Origin of the sequence: Alkalicoccus daliensis (genome assembly GCF_900103955.1) — a bacterium.
In the GTDB taxonomy this organism is placed as follows: domain Bacteria; phylum Bacillota; class Bacilli; order Bacillales; family Salisediminibacteriaceae; genus Alkalicoccus; species Alkalicoccus daliensis.
Map to the genome: position 1 here is coordinate 1 of NZ_FNIL01000012.1, position 20,222 is coordinate 20,222.

At 41.4% G+C, this 20,222-nt stretch carries 20 protein-coding genes; 2 read left to right on the top strand and 18 right to left on the bottom strand.

From position 1 onward, the window contains the following. The 5 genes from BLP92_RS14775 to BLP92_RS14795 all read right to left on the bottom strand — a co-directional run. On the bottom strand, positions 1-251 hold a 251-nt coding region (locus BLP92_RS14775), incomplete at its 3' end, for a transposase (protein WP_139148967.1). Between the two features lie 222 nt (positions 252-473). Then, on the bottom strand, positions 474-1,673 hold the full coding sequence (locus tag BLP92_RS14780) for a DUF5050 domain-containing protein (RefSeq protein WP_090843728.1): 1,200 nt from the start codon (positions 1,671-1,673) through the stop codon (positions 474-476). A 157-nt stretch (positions 1,674-1,830) separates the two neighbouring features. Then, positions 1,831-2,418: a DNA-3-methyladenine glycosylase gene (locus BLP92_RS14785; protein WP_090843729.1), complete on the bottom strand. Its 588-nt coding sequence runs from the start codon at positions 2,416-2,418 to the stop codon at positions 1,831-1,833. 152 nt (positions 2,419-2,570) lie between these two features. Next, complete coding sequence (locus BLP92_RS14790; RefSeq protein WP_090843730.1) at positions 2,571-3,152, bottom strand: hypothetical protein; 582 nt, start codon at positions 3,150-3,152, stop codon at positions 2,571-2,573. A 161-nt stretch (positions 3,153-3,313) separates the two neighbouring features. Continuing rightward, positions 3,314-4,360, bottom strand: a complete 1,047-nt coding sequence (locus BLP92_RS14795; RefSeq protein ID WP_090843731.1) for a GGDEF domain-containing protein — start codon at positions 4,358-4,360, stop codon at positions 3,314-3,316. Positions 4,361-4,562: 202 nt separating this feature from the next. Here BLP92_RS14795 and BLP92_RS14800 point away from each other — a divergent pair, with 202 nt between their 5' ends. Next, the gene (locus tag BLP92_RS14800) at positions 4,563-5,726 is read left to right on the top strand and encodes an iron-containing alcohol dehydrogenase (protein ID WP_090843732.1); all 1,164 of its coding nucleotides are present in this window, start codon (positions 4,563-4,565) and stop codon (positions 5,724-5,726) included. A 356-nt stretch (positions 5,727-6,082) separates the two neighbouring features. Here BLP92_RS14800 and BLP92_RS14805 read toward each other — a convergent pair whose 3' ends face one another. Then, on the bottom strand, positions 6,083-7,138 hold the full coding sequence (locus tag BLP92_RS14805; RefSeq protein WP_175444318.1) for a lysozyme inhibitor LprI family protein: 1,056 nt from the start codon (positions 7,136-7,138) through the stop codon (positions 6,083-6,085). A gap of 155 nt (positions 7,139-7,293) precedes the next feature. After that, the gene (locus BLP92_RS14810; RefSeq protein ID WP_090843734.1) at positions 7,294-8,502 is read right to left on the bottom strand and encodes a DUF5050 domain-containing protein; all 1,209 of its coding nucleotides are present in this window, start codon (positions 8,500-8,502) and stop codon (positions 7,294-7,296) included. 278 nt (positions 8,503-8,780) lie between these two features. Here BLP92_RS14810 and BLP92_RS14815 point away from each other — a divergent pair, with 278 nt between their 5' ends. After that, positions 8,781-9,638, top strand: a complete 858-nt coding sequence (locus BLP92_RS14815; RefSeq protein ID WP_090843735.1) for a hypothetical protein — start codon at positions 8,781-8,783, stop codon at positions 9,636-9,638. Positions 9,639-10,053: 415 nt separating this feature from the next. On the opposite strand, the gene BLP92_RS14820 is transcribed toward BLP92_RS14815, so the two are convergent. From BLP92_RS14820 to BLP92_RS14870, 11 genes are all read right to left on the bottom strand, one after another. Then, positions 10,054-11,229 (bottom strand): flagellin N-terminal helical domain-containing protein, encoded by a 1,176-nt coding sequence (locus BLP92_RS14820; protein ID WP_090843736.1) that lies wholly within the window; start codon positions 11,227-11,229, stop codon positions 10,054-10,056. 166 nt (positions 11,230-11,395) lie between these two features. Next, positions 11,396-11,614, bottom strand: a complete 219-nt coding sequence (locus tag BLP92_RS14825) for a carbon storage regulator (RefSeq protein WP_090843737.1) — start codon at positions 11,612-11,614, stop codon at positions 11,396-11,398. 156 nt (positions 11,615-11,770) lie between these two features. Continuing rightward, positions 11,771-11,923, bottom strand: a complete 153-nt coding sequence (locus BLP92_RS14830; protein WP_244516882.1) for a carbon storage regulator — start codon at positions 11,921-11,923, stop codon at positions 11,771-11,773. A gap of 260 nt (positions 11,924-12,183) precedes the next feature. Beyond that, the gene (locus BLP92_RS14835; RefSeq protein ID WP_090843739.1) at positions 12,184-12,648 is read right to left on the bottom strand and encodes a thioesterase family protein; all 465 of its coding nucleotides are present in this window, start codon (positions 12,646-12,648) and stop codon (positions 12,184-12,186) included. Then, positions 12,645-13,208 (bottom strand): TRAP transporter small permease, encoded by a 564-nt coding sequence (locus tag BLP92_RS14840; protein ID WP_090843740.1) that lies wholly within the window; start codon positions 13,206-13,208, stop codon positions 12,645-12,647. Before BLP92_RS14840 ends, BLP92_RS14835 begins: the two co-directional genes overlap by 4 nt. A 19-nt stretch (positions 13,209-13,227) precedes the next feature. Further along, positions 13,228-14,538, bottom strand: a complete 1,311-nt coding sequence (locus BLP92_RS14845; RefSeq protein WP_090843741.1) for a TRAP transporter large permease — start codon at positions 14,536-14,538, stop codon at positions 13,228-13,230. A gap of 189 nt (positions 14,539-14,727) precedes the next feature. Beyond that, the gene (locus BLP92_RS14850; protein ID WP_090843742.1) at positions 14,728-15,894 is read right to left on the bottom strand and encodes a type 2 periplasmic-binding domain-containing protein; all 1,167 of its coding nucleotides are present in this window, start codon (positions 15,892-15,894) and stop codon (positions 14,728-14,730) included. Between the two features lie 52 nt (positions 15,895-15,946). Then, the gene (locus BLP92_RS14855) at positions 15,947-17,368 is read right to left on the bottom strand and encodes an aldehyde dehydrogenase family protein (RefSeq protein WP_090843743.1); all 1,422 of its coding nucleotides are present in this window, start codon (positions 17,366-17,368) and stop codon (positions 15,947-15,949) included. Between the two features lie 23 nt (positions 17,369-17,391). Beyond that, positions 17,392-19,014: a class I adenylate-forming enzyme family protein gene (locus BLP92_RS14860; RefSeq protein WP_090843744.1), complete on the bottom strand. Its 1,623-nt coding sequence runs from the start codon at positions 19,012-19,014 to the stop codon at positions 17,392-17,394. 17 nt (positions 19,015-19,031) lie between these two features. Beyond that, complete coding sequence (locus tag BLP92_RS14865; protein ID WP_090843745.1) at positions 19,032-19,814, bottom strand: enoyl-CoA hydratase/isomerase family protein; 783 nt, start codon at positions 19,812-19,814, stop codon at positions 19,032-19,034. After that, positions 19,780-20,214: an acyl-CoA thioesterase gene (locus BLP92_RS14870; RefSeq protein ID WP_090843746.1), complete on the bottom strand. Its 435-nt coding sequence runs from the start codon at positions 20,212-20,214 to the stop codon at positions 19,780-19,782. The genes BLP92_RS14865 and BLP92_RS14870 overlap by 35 nt, the downstream gene beginning before the upstream one ends. Positions 20,215-20,222 lie beyond the last annotated feature (8 nt).

The following is a 20,222-nucleotide window of genomic DNA, read 5'->3' on the forward strand; positions in this document are numbered from 1 at the left end:
ATTTCATTCTCCTCTTGTACACTTTTGAGCTCTTTCTCATAGGCTGCCAGTTTCTTTTTATACTCCGACGGAGTGAGCGGTATGTCTTCTTCCGGCAGGGCATTTTTCTTTTTTCGATCATTCTCTATCCATCTCATCATGGTCCCGTAAGGAATCTCCAGCTCGCGTGATACCTGTTTCGCTGGTCTTCCTTCTTCTCTCACCAGCTTGATCACATATTGTTTATACTCCGGTGTATAACTTTTTCCCATCGTGGACACGTCCTTTTTTGTAGTATATTCAGTATACTCATTTTTGAGGCGTTACTGTCCACTTTTAAGACTAACTCTAGCTTTACTCCGAACCGCCTATACTTTCATACCTTCCCTCTATTCTTTATTCCGAACGGCGTATGCTTTACTGACCACCCCATTAAATTTCACGCCAAAGCGTGAAAAAGCCATCTTCTGCTTGCAGAAGATGACCCGTAATCTTTATTCCTCTATCTCTTCTTCCTCCACATTTTCGCCGAATTCATCTTCAATCGAATCTACTCCTTCTTCGACTTCCGTGTAATAAAGGGTAGACCATTCTCCTGTTTCATAATCAAAGCGGTCGTAGGTTAATTCATCGAGCGTGCCGCGCCTTGCAATGCCGTAGCCGTCAAACATGTAGATGGAATCATACCCGTCCAGTTCCACCGGCTCGTCATCACCCTCTGCAGACATGTAATACATTTGCAGCTCTTCCCCCTCTTCTTCCGGAAAAGGAGAATAAAAAATATGATCATCCCTGGCATTAAAGTAAGCAATCGGCTCCTCAGAGAGCTGGGTCATTTCTTCCTCCTGCATGTTATAGCGCATCATTCCTTCAAAACCGTTGAAGTATAAGTCATGCCCATCTAAAAATACAGGTGCAGTAGCTTCATCCGTAATTGCATCTTCCTCATCAAACCCTCCACCATTCGCTTCATGCAGGTAAATTTCATACTGGTGGATTTCATACTGATTATTTACAGCAAAGTTCACTTCATGTACTTCCATGTTTTCGACTTCCCCGCTGTCTAAATCATATCGGTGAATGGCCATCGGGCTTCCTTCTTCTTCATCTATCACCGTCAAAAACCAGAGGCCTTCCTCTGTCATCTGCGGATTTCTTACCGGGCCATCTACAATTTCTTCAACGTCCCCGGTGCCGAAATCATAAAAATGAAGCCCGGTCGGTTCAAACATTTCTGCATGGTCAATATAAAACAGTCCATCTTCCACCGCATGAATGTGGGAGGCAAACACTTCAAGCAGTTTTTCCGGCTCTTCCTCCCCGTCCAGCGGCATTTCGAAGATTCCATATTCATTTTCGAAAAAATCTATCGTATAAAGCGTGTCATCCAGCACTGCCATATGACCGCCCTGCGCAATGTTTCCTGCGTAATTCCCGATTGGCGTTGCTTCTTCGGCACTCATCTCGTTTTCTTCCGGCTGATTGTTTTCCTCATTATTTTCATTCTCACCTGCGCTATTTTCCGCTTCAGATTCCTGCTCTTCGTTTTCCGGTGCATTGTTTTCTGCATTTCCTGGAGTATCTTCTGTTTCTGTTGCTTCGGTATTATTTTCTTCCGGCACTGTATTATTTTCTTCTGTGTCAGCACATCCGGCCAGAACGATTACACCGGCTGTGAAAAGCAGTCGTTTCATAAAAATAACTCCTCATTTCCTTATGTATTTCCGCTTCCGTTCTTAGAAAGCGGACCAAAGATTTCAGGACAAATTATCTTTCTTTTTATTCTAACATGAAAACATACAGCTTCCATTTGCTGCTTCACTTTCGCAAACGCTAACTGGAGGGCTTGTGCTAACGGGACACAAACCGGTTGCCTGTTTCCCAGTAGCGCCAGGGATAATCCTTTGCTTCTCCGCTGTTATCTATGCCGATCCGCGGACCGGCAGAAATGGAAACCGGCTGGTCGCCTGCTGCAATATAAATATCACTGTCCGTCAGTGCTTTCCCATAATCATCCATCGTAATTCCCAGCGCCTTAGTGAGTTTCCCCGGGCCGCTGGTCAGGTTTATTTCTTTATGGTGATGCCCTCTCCGCTCAAACATTAACTCCTTTCCAAGCACCGGCTCCACCCCGCGGACAAGGATCGCTTCCGGTATGCCTTCTGCGGCACTCACAACATTAAAAAGGCAGTGCGTATGCATAACATAGGTGTAGGTATGGCCGCACGGGCCGAACATCACTTCTGTGCGTTTGGTTCTTCGGTTGCGGTAGCTGTGCGCCGCCTGATCGAGCGGCCCTTTATAGGCTTCTGTTTCGATAATTCTTCCAGCCGCAGTCCCCGCTGGTGTTTCTTTTATAAGTATCTTTCCTAACAACGCCTGCGCAAGGTCTAACGTTTCCTGATGATAAAATGCTGCCGGCAGCGGCTTAAGTGCCATGCTATCTCTCCTGTTCCTGAAAAACCTGTTGAATTGAACGGTTCTATTATACGATAATCTATGCACAATTTACCAACCAGAACCGGTTTCTCCGCTTTAAAAAGCATCAAAAAAGCTGTCCCCTGTTTCTTCACCGCGGAACAGCTGAGGGTTTATTCTGTTTTTTGTGTAATTGCAAACGTAAGCATCCCGCTTTCCTCTACGCGGATAAACAGCTCCTGAAAATCATTGATTTCAATGCGGGAATTTTTCATCTCTTTCTCGGACGGAAGAATCTCCTCCCACCAGGCCTCCTCCAGAATTTCTTCATCGGCAGTCACAGTGATGGTATGTGCATCTCCTGTCTGGGAAAGATAGTACACGGACATATTTTCATATATATGACGGATAGCTCGCGTTTCTTCCTCTCCCGTAAGCGGGACAAAATCCTCGTATATCTCTGTCTCCTCGGGTGCACCAATCTGTTCCGTCACCTGATCCGGATTCATCCGCAGCGCAATTTCTCCATCTTTCCACTGCAGCTGCAGGTGTTCCTCATGAAACTGCAGACGAAAATCCTGCGTCACCGTGCTTTCACTTTCCTCTGATGTGCTATGTAACGCGGCTGCTCCAGTGTCCCCTGTTTCTGCAGTTGCCGCTTCGTTCGCTGCAATTTCGTTCCATAATGTTGGCCAAAGCCATAGATTTATTCCTATGAGTCCTGTGATCATGAGAATTCCTGTTGTCTTTTTCATGTTCCACCTGCTTTAGTAAAATTAAACCAGGTTTTATTATACAATAAAAAACCTATTCGGATAATGATTGAATATACAAGTGTATATTCCCCGGTTGTTTTATGGAAGCTAGCTGTATATACGGTCTCTCTGCCTCGTTCATAATATATTTTTCATGTCACCTATGCGTTTTTCTCGCTTAATTCCTGCCAGCAGACTACTTGATTCTTGCCGCTCTGCTTGCCAAGATACATTGCCTGGTCCGCCATTTTAATTGCATCTTCAATAGATGCAGCATTTGTCAGCTTCGCTAAACCCCCGGTAATTGTAATGTTCACAGTTGATTTGTCATAAGTGAATGCTTCTTCCTCACTCATCTCTGAGATAATCTTCCGGCTGAATGCAAGTGCTTCATACTCGTTCTCCCTGTATATCAGCGCCAAGAATTCTTCGCCGCCCCAGCGGGAGATATATCCACTTACTTTCACTTTTTGGTGAAGAGAGTTCGCTGTCTGCACCAGCACTTTGTCGCCGCACTCATGTCCGTAATTATCATTAATTTTCTTAAAGTCATCGATATCCAGCAGCAACACGTAGCTTTCCTGGCCTCCAGAGTATGCTTTTTCCAGCTCCTCATACATCGTCCGGCGGTTATATAAACCTGTAAGCGTGTCGTGAGTTGCCAGATTCTCCAGCTGCGTAGCGATTTTCACTCTTGTCCGGTGGTACAGGGAACTGATAAAGGTAAGGACGAATAAAAACACAATGAAATTAACGAAGTGAAAGATTTCAGTCATCTGCCCACTTAATAAGTCTGTTGTCTGCTGGCTGTAATGGTAAAGCCACAAATACAGCCCTGCGCTGCTTGCAATCACTGTATATTTTATTGTTCCAGTAACTACAATAAACACGAGCAGCGGAAATAAAAGCAGATAGTAGTGGAATCCTGCAGCCCATCCCATAAAATTTGTTGCAAGTATAATGTGAATACTTGTCTGCAGATAAACTGCAAAATAAAACAGCTGGAATTGATGGTGTGCAAGCAGCTTGCTATAAGCAAAATGCAGTGCCACTGTAACAATATTAGCCCAGATCATCAGCGGAACATCCAGCACTGTGAAAATAAAAATCCACATTACGTGCTGAAGTGCTATAATTTTATTGATTTTTTGCAGGTCAATGCTGATAAGATTATTGTATTTTTTCAACTGTTTAAATGGATATTCCATTCTTTCCGCCCCCCAGCGCAGATAAATTCCCTAATGAATTGTCCACTATAATGCATAAATTTACTATACCATTTTACCTACCTAATCCCTAGTGTTTTTTTCCATATTTTTCTGTAAATTTATGTGCAAGTGCAGTTGCTTTATCTTCTGCGTTATTTCCTATATTCTAAATATTAGAACGCTTACATAATGGAGGTATAACATGGAGAATTTTGTATTTCAAAATGGCACGAAGATTCTTTTCGGAAAAGACGAAGAACACCAGACTGGGATAGAGACTGCGGCATATGGAAAAAATGTACTGCTGCATTTCGGCGGCGGCAGTATTAAAAAAAGCGGCCTGTATGATACAGTCGTTGCTTCTTTAAAGGAACAGGACGCAAATATTGTCGAGCTCGGCGGTGTAAAACCGAATCCGAGTATTGATTTGGTCCGTGAAGGCGTTTCACTGTGCAGGGAGCATAATATTGATATTATTTTAGCTGTTGGCGGCGGCAGTGTGATTGATTCTGCGAAAGCGATCGGTATCGGTGCCTACCATGACGGAGATGCATGGGACTTTTTCACAGGTGACGCGCAGGTAACAGACTGCCTGCCGATCGGTGTCGTGCTGACAATTCCTGCAGCAGGCAGTGAAACGAGCGGCGGCAGCGTGATCACAAATGAAGAAGGAGAATACAAGAGAGCTGTAGGACACGGAACAATGCGTCCGGCCTTTGCGATTTTAAATCCGGTGCTTACTTATACACTTCCGGCGTATCAGACGGCATGCGGCATTACAGATATGTCCTCTCATATTTTCGAGCGCTATTTTACCAATGAAAAAAATGTAGATCTTACCGACCGTTTATGCGAAGCCACGCTGAAAACTATTATTCAACAGGCGCCCCTCGTGCTGGAGGATCCGGAAAACTATGCAGCGAGAGCGGAGATTATGTGGGCAGGTACGATTGCGCACAACGATTCTCTCGGAGTAGGAAGATCCGAAGACTGGGCGAGCCACGACATTGAGCACGAAGTGAGCGGTATTTATGATATTGCACACGGTGCAGGTCTCGCAATTATTTTCCCTGCCTGGATGAAATATGTGTACAAGCACGATGTAAATCGATTTGCGCAGTTTGCGAACCGCGTCTGGGACGTGGAAATTGATTTGAATGACCTGGAAAAAACAGCACTGGAAGGCATCCGGAAAACGGAGGAATTCTTCTCCTCGATCGGTATGCCGGTGCGTCTGAGTGAAATCGATATTGATGAAAAACACTTTGAAGAAATGGCGAAGAAAGCAACAGACCGCGGTCCACTCGGCGGTTTTGTGAAGCTCCAGGATGAAGACGTGAAGGAGATTTATCAGCTTGCGAAGTAAAAGAGAGTAGTAATTTCTCAGTAATATTCATTAAAAATAATTTCTCTAAGAGAGATACTTAGAATATGCTACTAAGATCAATTAGTCGATCTCCGTGTCAAAAATGCGCAGACATGTAAACATAGAAAGAGAAGATTGGCGCAAATGCGTCGATCTCCTCTTTTTTCTATTTATAAAGTGATTAAGATTTAACTAGATTCTTTCAAAAACAATGAAAGTCTAAAGTTACTTTGAAGAACGTAACATATTGTTCATGATAGCTTATTAGAATATCCATAGATTATACCTTCACCTACTGATAAAGGCAGTGAAAATATCCTCTTTTCATTCAAGATGGATCTTTTATTTGGGACGGGTTATTTTAGATGATTCTCAATCAAATAGTAAGTTCTATCTTTCGTTTCAAATGCCAGATAGTCCATTCCACTCGCTCTTTCTGATGCTGGTTCCTTAGGTCGTTCAGCAAAATTCTGCTCTTTCATCTGAATCCATTCAATCTGTTCCTGTTTTAAAGTCTCAAATTCACTTTCTGGCATGTTGGTTTTTAATTCGCCCCAGACTTCGTTTAATAAATCATCCCAGTCTTGATAATATTGTCCATAGAAACCGAGCTGTGTATCTTGTTCAAATAACTCTTTTGCTTCATTGTTTATCTTTTCCGTGAGGTTGTTTCCTTTTTGTAAATACTCATTTTTACTGCTTGCTGAAGCAATTTTTTGTTCAGCTTCTGCTTCTTCCACGATTTCACTTTCTACTGTATCCTGTGCCTCGTTTTCTTCTGTCTTTGCCATTTGCTGTTCTTTCTCTTCCTGAAGCCTCTCCTCTTCTTTTTCTCGTTCTATCTTCTTTTGCTCTTCTTTCTCCGCCCGTTCTTTCTTCTTTTCTTCCTCATGTTTCCTTTGTTCTTCTCTTGCCAATTCTTCTTCTTTTTCTTCCTGCAATCTTTTTTCTTCCTCTATCGCAAATTCCTTATCTCTTTCTTCCTGCAGTTTTTCCTCTTCTTCTTGTTTCCGCTTCTCATCGTTTGCCATTTCTGCTGCTAAATTATCAACTCTCACTAATTTAGCGTTTTCCGCTTCCTCCTCGCTTACTATTGCTATTGTGTCTTTATTTTCAAAGAATCCTTCGAACAAAAATTCAATAGTGCCATCTGGATTTATGATTTCTATCATAAAGTTATCATCCTGCATCTTTGTTAAGATATACTCTACAGATTCTGGAGTTTCGTCAGTTCCAGCTCTCGCAGTGAATCTGTCTTCGTTTATAATAAAGTAGGAAGATATTATTTCATTTCCGGAAACAGCTTTCCAGCTGCCAAGTATCGCTTTTTCTGGAGATTTGCCACAGGCTGATAAAAGTAAAAGGGTAATCATCATTATCCAAAACGCGATTTTTCTTTTGTTTAATAACATTTTTTCATCTCCTGAATTCATCTTTTTAGAATTAGTGCTATATTGCATATTTTTAAAAGTTTCATGAGTCTATAGGCAATAATTATCTTTGAAACATACAACCTGAATCTTGCCAGCCTGTTCAGTACTTTAAAGGGAGAGTATCGTTACCAATATTAATGTGTTTCCGGACTTTCGAAATATAGAGAGCTATTTTCTCCTGTGTTATAGTCTTCCAGCTGATAATCAATAACGTTCTGCCCGGTGAAGATAGGAATCATAAAGTCTTCAAAAAGGTAAATCTCACTCCATGGTTCTTCTGTTTGTTGCGCTTCTCCCTGGCTAGAAATATGATACATTTCCCGCTCCATCATAGTGTCTGTTACAGGAACGTAATAAATATCATCTCCCTTTACGTTAAAGGTTTCGATCTCATCTTCCACAAGCAAGGTCGTTTCTTCAGTTAACAGATTGATCTGCTTCAACCCGTTCCAGGAGGCATAGTAGAAATTGTCACCGTCGATAAAGGTTTCGCCTGATACATCATCTGCCAGAATCGCCCCTTCTTCTTCCAAACTGGCGTGGTCATGAATAATAAATGACTCTATCTGAACAATATGGTAATCATCAGTGATAGTATATTTCACACTATGATCATTTAAATCTGTCAGCTCTTCTGTATGAATGTCGTAAGTATAGTTAGAGAGAACACCGCCCTCTCCACCATGGGGTCCGGGGAACCACAGCAACCCTCTTGCCATTTGCAAGTGCTCGACTTGCCCTTCCATAATCGTTTCTGTCTCACCGGTTTCAAAAGAATACGCTTTGACCGCTCCACCTTTAAAAGTTTCTATATCCTGTTCTATGTAGTAAAGTTTGTCATCGGTAGCATGTAGGTGAGATACATCTCCTTCTACTAAAAGCTGAGGATTCTCTGTCCCTTCTAGAGGAAGCTCATATATTCCAAAAGTATCGTTAATTAAATTAGAAATGTAAACAGTGTCATTCTGCACTTCCACCCTTCCTCCTTGCGCGAGGTTGCCTCCGGAGTTACCAACTGAAATTGCTGCAGAACTCTCTGTTTGCTCCGCAGATTCCTCTTTCTCAAGTACTTCACTTTCATTCGTTTCATTATTATTGGCTGCCTCTACTTCGTTGTTGTGAATACGTTCCTCTTCAGAAGACGATATTTCCTTATATGTTTCCAGTTCTGCATTAATGTTTGCTTCAGTATTTCCTTGAACTTCTTCTGTCTGATTACTGCTTTCTACTTCCTGCTCTGGCTCATTTACAGGCTCTGCTTCAGAAGCCTGTTCCAACACATTATCTAAGACCCCGCACCCGCTTATTAATAATAAAATGCTTAATCCAATTGTTTTCTTCATTATTCTCCTCTTTTCTATCTTCAGTAAATAATGCAAGGTAACTGCCTACTATATATTTTTATTACCTCGATTATTCTTCCAGAATTATTCCACTTTAAAATATACCATAAATAGATAATTATAACTAGGTTAAAATGCTTAAAGTGACATTTTTTCAGTTAATTATTTTGTTTATTCATATGATAATTCCATAAATTATAAATATATAGGGTATAAATATTTACGAACTTAAGTTCTCATAATATAATTGTATTTATAAATAAAGGAGGTGTTTCTTTATGAACTCATTAGAAGAATTAAATGAAGTGCAGCAAAATGTTTTAATCGCAAGTATTTTAGGTGATGGAGAAATTACGAAAATTTACAAAGGAAGCAGAAGAAAACAAAACAGCTATCGAGAGCATTTTAGTATAGCACAACTGGAATACAGGCAATGGAAACAGAAGATTCTTGATCCGCTTATCTATTTTACTGCCAAAAATAATGTACTTCTCTCAAAATCCAATCCTCTTTTTACAGCTCTTTTTCATGACTTTTATGACGTGAAAGGAAACAAACAAATTCCTGGAGTACATCTTAAAAGATGCACACACCTTTCTTTTCTCACCACCCTGTACCTAGATGACGGATCCCTCTCTATCTCTAAAAGAATCAACCACCGTCTTAAGAAAATCTATCTTGTACCGAATATCTATTTATATCTCCAGTCCTTCCAATTAAAAGATCTGAAACTTCTCCAAAAACATATTGAAGTTCACTTCGGCTTTTCATTCACAATCAGTAAAAGAAGTGATGGCTTTCACCATATTCTGCGTTTTACTTCTGTTGGAAATACGTATCGTTTTCTAAAAAGTATTCATTCTCATACCAGGATGATATCTTCCATGAGATATAAAACCGACTGGAACTGGAGATTCACGCAGGAAAAAGAAAAATTCAAAGCTCTTTATCCTGATTACGAATTGTTTGCCGGTTCCGCTGAAAGAACAAAACCCTACAGTGAACTGGAAATCGCCAGGATTATTGATTTACTAAGAGATGGAACAAAAGTGAAGGATATTGCTGTAAAAACTGGTCGTACCTATTGGTCACTTGTTTATAAGATAAGAGAATTGAAACTAAAAGGAATTATATAAAAAAGATCCCAGCCAAAGGCTGGGATCCAGAATGAAATTTAATATTAACCAAGAAGCTGAAGTACGCTTTGTGGCTGTTGGTTGGCCTGCACTGCCGCAATGTCTTTCGATCATTGGTCAGACTATATCTTCACCCTGCAGTTTCTCAGGGGCTGGGCACTTCGAACAGCGTTAGCTGCCCTACGGATTTCATCATCGTAGCTCTCGCCTTAGATGGTTTATCCTAGTCGTTGAACCTTCTCCACGCTTTCGCGACAGGAGCTTGGCTGCTGATTATCCATACTATCCTCATCATTTTCAAACCGTGGCGTCTGCCGTTTCCAGCTCCGCGGTGGTTGACCAGGCTTTAGGAAGTTCCAGCAATTCACCCAGTGGTCCTCTTATCCGTTACCGGATAAGACGCCCGTGTCAATCATTATCCCAGTAGCTGTAACACGGACTGAGGCGCCTGATTGGCTTGAGCTAACATAGACTGAGATGCTTGAGAAAGGATGTTGTTTTTTGTCATTTCCATCATTTCTTTCGCCATATCAACGTCACGGATACGGGATTCCGCAGCAGATAGGTTCTCAGAAGAGTTGTCCAGGTTAGAGATAGTGTGCTCTAAACGGTTTTGGAAAGCACCTAATTCAGAGCGTTGTGCTGAAACATCTTCAATAGCTTGATTGATAACTGAGATAGCAGAAGCAGCTCCTTGAGCAGTTGTTAAGTCAACTCCTTCTACATTTAATGCACTAGCACTCATATTTCCAATTCCTACATTAATTGTTTGAGAAGAGTTAGCTCCAATTTGGAAAGAAAGTGCTTTATTTTCCGTATCAGCCACAGCTGCTCTAGTAGTAAAAGTAAGTTCTTGACCTACAAGCTTATTAGCTTCAGAAGCGTCAGTAAATGATGCTGTTGAAATTGTAATAGCACCGTCTTCCAATTCGATGTCTTCCCCAACATCAATCGCATCGTCACCTTCGAAAAGAGTCTCTACACCTTTAGAGTCAACAACTTTTACATTGTAACTTGCAATTGCTCCATCTTCGTCAACATTTACTCCAGTAATCTTCACATTATAAGTATTATTTGTTAATTCTGCATCTTCTCCGATAGCAACTTCAGTGAAGACCTTTGAATCATTATTATTGACAATCAATGATTGATCTTTAATTTTAGCTGTTGCTAGATCTCCATTCAATAATTTCTTAGTATTAAATTCTGTTGTATCAGAAATTCTATTAATTTCCGAAGTTAACTGGTTTACTTCTTTTTGAATTTCGTCACGATCTGCGTCAGTATTAGTATCGTTCGCTGATTGTACAGCTAGTTCTCTCATACGTTGCAGAATAGAATGAGTCTCATCAAGAGCACCCTCTGCAGTTTGAATTAGAGAAATACCATCCTGCGCGTTACGGCTTGCCTGATCTAGACCATTGATCTGGGCACGCATTTTTTCAGAAATTGCTAGACCTGCTGCGTCATCTCCAGCACGGTTAATACGTAGACCCGAGGAAAGCTTCTCCATTGAAGATTGCATTGCATTTTGGTTTGCACCTAACTGACGATGAGAATTTAGTGCGCTGATGTTAGTGTTGATAATCATGATTACATGACCTCCATGTGTTTTTTTGGTGAGCATACATCCGTTTATGCTCGCGTGAATAAACGACGGACAACTGTTTTCTGCTGTTACTTTTATTTAAGGAACGAGCAGAGGGATAATTAGAATTTATTATTCTACATATTCCTCTACTCATTCATCAGCAGCTTTAAGTAAGAGGAAGCTTTTCCTTCCCTATACTTTCATGCGTTGCAAGGAATTCAAGCGTTTTTTTCTGCTCTTCGTAAACTTCTCCACGTGTAATTGTCATTTCTCTTGGTGCATCTATGGCAAGCCTAAGCTGTCCGCCGGCTCCTCTTACTACTTTGACTGTAATTTCATCATTGATTACTACGTACTCTCCTGGCTTTCTTCCTAAAACTAACATGATATATACCCTCCTTGGCATGGTGAAAACAAAAAACGAGCAAACAAGTATAAGCCTACTGCATCCTGCAGTATCCTATGATCTCATTTGCTCGTCCTGAGCTTTCGTGTATCCTATTTAATTTTTAACACCTAAAAACGAAAACACCAGCATTATCTAGCTAACTAATGGCTTATTGGTATCTTGGCGCTTAATGGCTATTTCTCTTGGCGCGTCGAACGCCAGTCGTAACTGCCCTTGTTTGCCTTGAACCACTCGCACGGTGATATCATCACCAATTACAATAGAGTCTCCTACTCTGCATTGCATAACGAGCACGGGACAGCTCCTCCTTCCATGGAAGTTAAACAGCCGAATAAATGTTAAAATTTGACATTATAAGGTTATAAAAAACGAGAAACGATTGAACATTCATTGCGTCCTGCAATAAATAACAAACGAAACTCGTCCTGAGTTCTACGTCGTTATGTTGTTTTGCTGTTCTAATAGTATTATCGGAGGTAGTTGAAAGATGTTTAGCATTATTTAAAAGTTTTTTAAGAAAATATTTAATTATTTTAGTGTCCTTATTATTTTTTGTTCGTCATGCTGATGCTTCTGCCTGCTTTCTCCGGCCATTCGTCTTTTGATATAAGCAATTCTTTCACTTTATTCTCAACCTCTATTGGTAAAACAGCTGCTTTTCTGCTGCTTGCACTCACTCCAAGCAGCATCATTTCACAAGAAGCTGTTATTTCTCCAAGATTATTTTTCATTTCAAAAAATGCATGAATTCTTTTACTGTCATAATCCAGCAAATAAAATTCAATATATATGCTTTCCCCTACTTTCATTTCCTTTGTATACAATATATGTGATTCCAAGGTGAATATCGTATAATCCTTTTCATTTCTTCCTGTTTCATCAAGCGCTATTTGATCCATCATACTTTCCATTGCATTGCTGAATTCTTTCGCATAAACTGCATCATTCATATGATTATTAAAGTCGACTTTTGACTTTTCAACAATACTTTCATAACTTCCAGTAATCATATAGCTTCCATTCCTTTTTCTTCTTTCAATTTCTCCTGATTTTTAACCGTAAAAGAAGTTTCCGGGTTTTTAATATTTTTTATCAGTAAAAACAAGCTTTCCAAAGCAATAAGAAGAAAACTAATAGGAAGAAATACTAACACCGGCCAAATTGGATAATTGGCCCCGCCTGCAGAGAAGGCAATGCTGTCGATAATGCTCTGGGTAAAATAGTTAAAGCCGTATACAGCCAGCAGAGTAAACAGAAGGCACTCGACCGTATATATAACAACAGCTGTAGTTTTCTGAATAGAATTTCTTACTCTTGATATGAGCAGTTCAATTCTTGGCATGATGCCTCTGCCATAAGCATAAGCCAACGCCGGAAAGACTGCCATCGGCATAAAATAATTTTGAGAGAATTCATACGTGTTAAGTGAACCAAAATTAAATAAATTTCGAAGCAGCACATCTAAACACGTATAAGTCATCATTATAAAAATTGAAATTCCACTGAGCAGCATCCCTGCATATTTTACTTTCTCCAATAATTCATACATTGAATCATAACGCTTTGACATTGCTGACACCTCCTCTTATCTACATTCTTTCCGGCAGCCAGGTAACAAGCTGAGGAAATAAAATTAACAATCCGCATACTACGACAGCAATTATTATGGAGTAAGGGAGTGCGTACTGAAATATTTTTTCACTTTTGATCCCAGTAACCCCGGAGACAGAATAAATGCTTAGGCCGACCGGTGGAGTAAGCAAGCCAATCGTACACAGAATTCCTACGATGACCCCAAACCAGACTGTATCAACCTGCATCGTATTTATTAACGGAAGTACAATAGGTGCTGTCATAAGAATTACCGCCGCGCCTTCAATAAACATAAATAAAACAAAATAAATTAAACATAGAATGATGAGAATCAGTACAGGATATTCAATCAAGCCACTCAATAAATTGATAATTTCTCTTGGTAGCAGAGAAAGAGAGACGAACCTGCCGAAAATTTGCGCACCGATCATAATTAAAAGAATCATCGCAGTTAATTTTACTGTTTCACTAAATGACCTTACAATAAAGGAAATATTTACTCTTCTTAGCAGCAGTGCTGTAATAAAACTTACCATAGCACCGACAGCTCCAGCTTCCGTTGGGGTAAAAATGCCTGCATAAATACCATAAAAAACTGATACTGCAATAAGACCGATTAAAATAATCGCTAACGAAGCCCTTTTAACAGGAACTGATTCTTTTTCAAATGGCTTAATATCTTCTGAAGAAACGTGTTTATCCGCTCTTTTCAAAAATATCAGCATGCTCACACTGATAACTACCATAATAATAATTCCTGGTATTAAAGAAGCGATAAAAAGCTGTCCAATTGGAGTTTCTGTAGCTACTCCCCAAAGAATTAATACAATACTAGGGGGGATTACACTCGATAAAGAGCCGGCTGCGGCTGCAGTCGCTCCAGCTATTCCTTCGCTGTAGCCTCTTTTTATCAATTGCGGCACTGCAACCTGTCCCATTGCTGCAGCTGAAGCATTTGATGAACCCGATACTGCTCCAAGCATCCCGCCTGAAAATACTGTAAGAATCCCAAGAATACCTTTTCTGCCTTTGGAGATGTTATATATAATTGTAAATAGATCCTCAATGATGCCGGATCTGACTATAAACTGTGCCATCAATACAAACAGGGGAATCGTTGTTAATGAATAACTGGCTACTCTTATAAAAGGGTCTGACTGAAGAAACCCTGTAACGTAACCTGGACTTTCCAGTAACACAATACCGATGATCCCTGAAAGCAGGAGTATCGAATGAATATATAACCCCAGTGCTAAAAAAGATATCATCAGTAACCCTACAATAAGAAAAATTAACTCAACTGGCACAACTTGTCCCACCTTTCCATAGAATGGGGCGCTTAAAATATCGCTTTTTCCATTCCTTCTCTCTGCACTTACTGTTGAATGCCTTACTTCCCCAATTACTATAATATGCTCGCATAAATTTCTGTAGAAGAATTTAATTGGTAAGGAAAGCGGGAGCTGCCGCTTTCCTCCTATCTGCAGATAATCGTACTATTCTAATTCCATAATCGATTCGTGCACCGTTCCACCCTGCTCTATGATCAAATCTCTCCATAGAATCGCTGCTTCTTTCCCCGGCAGCCCTTCTTCTTCTTTTGCTTCAATCCAAATTTCCCATGTGTTCAGTACAGCTTGTTCAATATGCTCCTGTGCTTCGGGCTCCATATCTGCTACATCTGTAAATTCAATTCCCTGCTCTTCCGCATTCTCGTAAGCTGCTTCCATCGCTTCCAGCTTTGTAGTGCTTTCTGCCAGTTCATATGCTGCATCTTCCATTACTTCCTGCACATCAGCCGGCAGCTCATTCCATCTTTCTTCAGACATCAGCCATACGAATGGAAAGTGTCCTAAACTAACTCCTTCCAAGGCGTTTGTAATCATTTCATCAAAGCCATATGGTTCATAGTCGGAAATAGCTCGTACTGTTCCTTCAATCGCTCCTCGGCTCATTGCTTCAAATTCTTCGGAGAACGGCATGGATACAGAAGATGAGCCCAGCTGATCTACAAGAATTTCATGTGCCCGCCCTGAAGTTCTGAGCTGAAGGTTTTGCAGGCTTTCTACATCGCTGAATTCATGATCAATAACACCGATCGTATATTCAGGTACCGGCTGTACTGGTAACGCTTTCATTCCATGGGTGCCATATTCCATTTCCGTAAAAGTCTGTCCATCCTGCAGCTCTTCCTCACTTTTAATAAGTTCTGCGAAAGCCATTGCAGAGATTTGTGCATCCGACGATTCCAATGGTAAAAGTACTACATCAGAAAGCGGATATCGTGCTGGTTCATATGTTGGGAGAATTGGAGCTGCTACATCTACAGTTCCATCGTTTAATGCTGGAATTTCTTCTCCCATAGGAACCAGTTCCTGAGAGAAAAACGCGTCAAATGTGACTTGTCCATCTGTTCTTTCCTCTACCATCTCCATCCACGGGTGTGTAAATGCTGCTGTGTTTGCATCGGAAGGACTGAGCCCGGTAGTCAGTCGAAGGTTAATTTCTTCCCCATTATTGGTTCCTTCGGCAGATGCTTCGCTGTTGTTTGCCTCATTATTATTTGTTTGTGCACCTGATGCCTCTTCATCATTATTATTGTTGCCGCATGCTGTTAAAACAAGAACAGATCCCAATACAGATAACACCATTGATTTTTTCATTACCTTCACTCCTGCCTTTATATTTTTTGTATCCTTGTTTCTACCGTTAACTTTACTTAACGTTCCAGACGACCAGCTTTTCCTCTGTCATTTCCTGCATCGAATATTTAATTCCTTCTTTTCCGACTCCACTATCTTTCACCCCGCCGTAAGGCATATTATCGACTCTGAAGGTGGGGATATCATTGATAATAACGCCTCCTACTTCTAATGATCGAACTGCTTGAAACGCCGTTTGAATATCAGTTGTATAAATGCCTGCCTGGAGCCCATAGCTAGAAGCATTGATGGCTTCTATTCCTGCTTCCACAGATGCCACGGGATTAATTACCACAAGCGGAGCGAAAGCTTCCTGACAGGAGACACGGGCAGTTTCTTCTACTTTCGTTAATACCGTGGGTTCAAGGACTGCATTAGCAGTTTTTCCTCCGCTGACAATTTCCGCGCCCATTGCGGCTGCTTCCTCTATCCACGACAGGCTTCTTTCTGCTTCTGTTAAGGAGATAAGCGCTGAAATATCTGTATCTTCTTCCTGCGGATCTCCAATTACCAGCTTTTCTGTTTCTGCGGCTACTGCTTTTAACAATTCTTCGTATATATCCTTATGAGCATACACCCGCTGCAGTGAGATACAGACCTGGCCCTGGTTATAAAAAGCTCCGAATACACAGCGTGCTGCTGCAGCTTTAATATCAGTATGCTTATCAATAATTACCCCAGCATTCGAACCTAGTTCCAACGTAATTTTTTTCAACCCCGCTTTTTTCTGAATGCTTTTTCCTACTTCCGGACTTCCGGTAAACGTAATCATATCAACTTTATCACTGGTTACTATTTTATCGCCGACTATCCTTCCGCTTCCGGTAACGACGTTGATCCCCCCGGCAGGAAGCCCAGCCTCCTCAAACAGTTCAGCTAAAAAGTAAGCACTTAACGGTGTCTGGGATGCCGGCTTCAGAACCACCGCGTTTCCACAGGCAATTGCCGGACCAACTTTATGTGCTACCAGATTCATCGGAAAGTTAAAAGGAGTAATGGCCCCAATTACTCCTACAGGTTCACGTAGGGTATAGCCGATTTTTCCTCTTCCTCCTGCTGCGGCTTCCAATGGAACCATTTCTCCGGAAAGCCTTTTGGCTTCTTCCGCTGCGAACTGATACGTTTCTATCGTGCGGTTCATTTCATCTCTCGCATACTTTATTGGCTTTGCTGCTTCAGAAGCAATGATTCTTGCACCTTCTTCTTTGCGCTTGGTGAGCAATGTAACGAGATTGCTTAAAATTTCCGACCTCTCAAATGCAGTGAGATGTTCCATTTTCTTCCGGCACTGATAGGCTGCTTCTATAGCCTCCTCCACCTCTTGTTCATCAGCCACCGGAATCTCCGCAATTATTTCCCCGCTATAGGGAGAGCGCAGCTCAGTATAGGAACGCGCCTGTCTCCATTTACCGTTTATATACATATCTTTTCTCATACAGCAGATTCCTTTCCGGGTGTTCAGGTTTTAATATTTCCGTTTGTTTTCAACAGTCTGCGCAGCAGCTTTCCTGTAGTCGTTTTAGGCAGGGCCTCTGTAAATTCTATTTCCCGCGGATACTTATAAGCGGACATTTTTTCACGCGCCCACTGGATCAGCTCTTCTTCTGTAATAAAAGCTGCCTGCTCTTCCAAAACAATAAAAGCTTTTACAGATTCTCCTCTCTTGGCGTCCGGGATTCCCACGACCGCTACTTCTCCCACAGCTGGATGCTGCACCAGCATTTTTTCTACTTCTTCCGGGAAAACACTGTAGCCGGAGCTCTTGATCATTTCTTTGTTTCTGCCAAGGAAATGCAGATAGCCCTCTTCATCCATCAGCCCAATGTCCCCAGTGTAAAAAAAGGAATCGTGAAAACTTCGCTGCGTAGCTTCCTGTTTATTAAGATATCCTTTAAACACACTTGGACTTTTCACTACTATTTCTCCCTGTTTTCCTTGAGGCATTTCTTTTTCCGGTTCTTCCAGATCCATTATTTTTATTTCTGTCTCATAGGTAGGTTTTCCCACAGTACCGTATTTGACATTATCAGGAGGCATCAGCGCATCCCCTGTGTGAGTTTCACTCATTCCATAAGCAAATTCGAAGAGCGGAACACCTGAAACTTTCTCCCACTTATTTGAAATTTCTTCGCTTACCTGAATACCGAAGCTGGTCCCTAGATTCAATCGTAGAGAAGTGAGGTCATTCTTTTCCTGTTGCGTTTCAGACCGCTTTATCAGATCCAGATTCATCGGGGGTGTCGTATATAGAATTGTAGCTTTGTACTTCTCCACTGCCTGCAGGAAAGCTGCTGGATCAAATCTGGTAAGCAGCACGATTGTTCCACCGGCCATCAGCGGACTGTTAAGACCAACGAGCATACCGGCGATATGAAATACAGGCATCACACTTAAAAATATGTCCTCCGAAGTAAACGAATAAGTGTTCAGCATACATTTCGTTTTAAACTCTGCGTTATTAAACGTGAGCATCGCTCCTTTAGGGGCGCCTGTACTTCCCGAGGTATAAACAATTAAGCTGACATCCTCTTTCATCTCCACCGCTGGATATTTCGATATACTCAAGGAAGCATCTGTAATCAATTTAAACAAATCTACTGATTCAACAATTTCTTTTTTTGCCTTCAGCGGTTCCGGGAATACTGGATAAGGCTCTTCCGGCAGAAAATCTGCATAGCTTGTCGTAATCACCATTTCAACTTTTGTATTCGTGCGGATGTTATTGAATATCGGATACAGCGCATCAAGCATGACGATCACTTTCGCTTCCAGATCATTTAATTGATATTCCAGCTCCCACTCTTTAAACATTGGATTACAGGGACTTGTTACAGCACCCGCTTTCTGAATTCCCAGATTCGCAATAATGTACTGGGGGGAATTCTGCAGATACAGAGCCACTTTGTCTCCTTTTTTAATCCCTTTCTCCATCAGATACGCAGCAAACCGGTCAGAATATTGATCCAGCTCGTGGTAGGTGATTTCTCTGCCGTAGTAATTGATTGCCGCTTTTTCAGGGGTTTTTCCCGCATGTTCCTGTACGTATTTGTAAATCGGCTGTCTTTTGCTGCCTAATTTCATCACGGATCCCTCCTTCTTTACAGTCCTTTAAATACCGACTCCCTTTTTTGAGTAAAAGCTTCTTTGCCTTCCGAAAAATCTTCAGTATGGAAAGATAATGTTGTGAGATAAGACTGTTCATCAAAGGCTTCTTCCATTGTTTTATTCAATGAACGGTTCAGTCCCAGCTTCATCAGCCCAATTGCTCTCGTTGCAGCGGAAGATAAATTTCCCGTCAGCTTATCTACGCTTTCTTTCAATTTTTCATCTGAAGTTACTTCATTCACTATCCCGAGGCTTTCCGCTTCTTTTGCAGTTAGCATTTTTCCGGTAAATAACAGCTCACTCGTTTTGTGATAACCAATGATCTGCGGCAGCAGTGATGTTCCGGCTGCAATGCCACGTAATACAAACGGCAGACCAAGCTTTGTTTTTTCAGCAGCAATGATAATGTCCGCCCCTAACGCAATTTCCAGCCCGGCTCCGAGTGCGTGCCCATGAATCTTTGCGATAATCGGCTTTTCTGTCTTTCTCATCGCCAGGACGACTTCCGGATATCCTCTTCTAAATTCCGTCAGTTTTTCCTTGGGATTCGGGTGTTTTTCTGTGCCCATATCAATTAAATCATCCCCTGCGCAGAAAGACCTGCCTTTTCCTTCTAATACGATGACTCTTACGTGCTCATCTAAATTAAACTGCTGGAAAAGATGAATCAGATCGGCAATCATATCATTGTTCAGTGCATTGAGACTGTCCGGCCGGTTCAGTGCAATAGTAGCAATCCCTTTATTCAGTGAGTGCTGTACGAGTGCTTCCTTCATTATTTTCCTCCTCCACGGTGTGTTCGCTGAGCTTTCTTTTTATCACTTCAGGAATTGCTGCTGATTTTTGTGCAGCCAGGTCAAAGTTTACGTATACTGCTTCATTTTGCGCACAGAGTGTTTCATTCTGCCAAAGTTCTTCATACAGCTCCAGACTGGAGTTTCCTATTCTCTTCACCCAGGTTCTTACTTCTGCATCAGTTCCAAAGTGAACTTGATGCTTGAACTGAAGCGTAGTTTTTACAATAATCATCTTCCATTGGTGAAAGGATAAGTCCGGTGTAAACAGCTTGAAAATTTCCAGACGGCCTGCTTCAAACCAGACCGGCAGGGTGGCATTGTTGATATGGCCTACGCCATCTGTCTCGGAAACTCTCGGGACTATCACAGTTGTATACATACTCTTCC

Coding starts and splice junctions, on each gene's coding strand:
- BLP92_RS14780 (WP_090843728.1), bottom strand. CDS start 1,673: ATGAAACGACTGCTTTTCACAGCCGGTGTAATCGTTCTGGCCGGATGT.
- BLP92_RS14785 (WP_090843729.1), bottom strand. CDS start 2,418: ATGGCACTTAAGCCGCTGCCGGCAGCATTTTATCATCAGGAAACGTTA.
- BLP92_RS14790 (WP_090843730.1), bottom strand. CDS start 3,152: ATGAAAAAGACAACAGGAATTCTCATGATCACAGGACTCATAGGAATA.
- BLP92_RS14795 (WP_090843731.1), bottom strand. CDS start 4,360: ATGGAATATCCATTTAAACAGTTGAAAAAATACAATAATCTTATCAGC.
- BLP92_RS14800 (WP_090843732.1), top strand. CDS start 4,563: ATGGAGAATTTTGTATTTCAAAATGGCACGAAGATTCTTTTCGGAAAA.
- BLP92_RS14805 (WP_175444318.1), bottom strand. CDS start 7,138: ATGTTATTAAACAAAAGAAAAATCGCGTTTTGGATAATGATGATTACC.
- BLP92_RS14810 (WP_090843734.1), bottom strand. CDS start 8,502: ATGAAGAAAACAATTGGATTAAGCATTTTATTATTAATAAGCGGGTGC.
- BLP92_RS14815 (WP_090843735.1), top strand. CDS start 8,781: ATGAACTCATTAGAAGAATTAAATGAAGTGCAGCAAAATGTTTTAATC.
- BLP92_RS14820 (WP_090843736.1), bottom strand. CDS start 11,229: ATGATTATCAACACTAACATCAGCGCACTAAATTCTCATCGTCAGTTA.
- BLP92_RS14825 (WP_090843737.1), bottom strand. CDS start 11,614: ATGTTAGTTTTAGGAAGAAAGCCAGGAGAGTACGTAGTAATCAATGAT.
- BLP92_RS14830 (WP_244516882.1), bottom strand. CDS start 11,923: ATGCAATGCAGAGTAGGAGACTCTATTGTAATTGGTGATGATATCACC.
- BLP92_RS14835 (WP_090843739.1), bottom strand. CDS start 12,648: ATGATTACTGGAAGTTATGAAAGTATTGTTGAAAAGTCAAAAGTCGAC.
- BLP92_RS14840 (WP_090843740.1), bottom strand. CDS start 13,208: ATGTCAAAGCGTTATGATTCAATGTATGAATTATTGGAGAAAGTAAAA.
- BLP92_RS14850 (WP_090843742.1), bottom strand. CDS start 15,894: ATGAAAAAATCAATGGTGTTATCTGTATTGGGATCTGTTCTTGTTTTA.
- BLP92_RS14855 (WP_090843743.1), bottom strand. CDS start 17,368: ATGAGAAAAGATATGTATATAAACGGTAAATGGAGACAGGCGCGTTCC.
- BLP92_RS14860 (WP_090843744.1), bottom strand. CDS start 19,014: ATGAAATTAGGCAGCAAAAGACAGCCGATTTACAAATACGTACAGGAA.
- BLP92_RS14865 (WP_090843745.1), bottom strand. CDS start 19,814: ATGAAGGAAGCACTCGTACAGCACTCACTGAATAAAGGGATTGCTACT.
- BLP92_RS14870 (WP_090843746.1), bottom strand. CDS start 20,214: ATGTATACAACTGTGATAGTCCCGAGAGTTTCCGAGACAGATGGCGTA.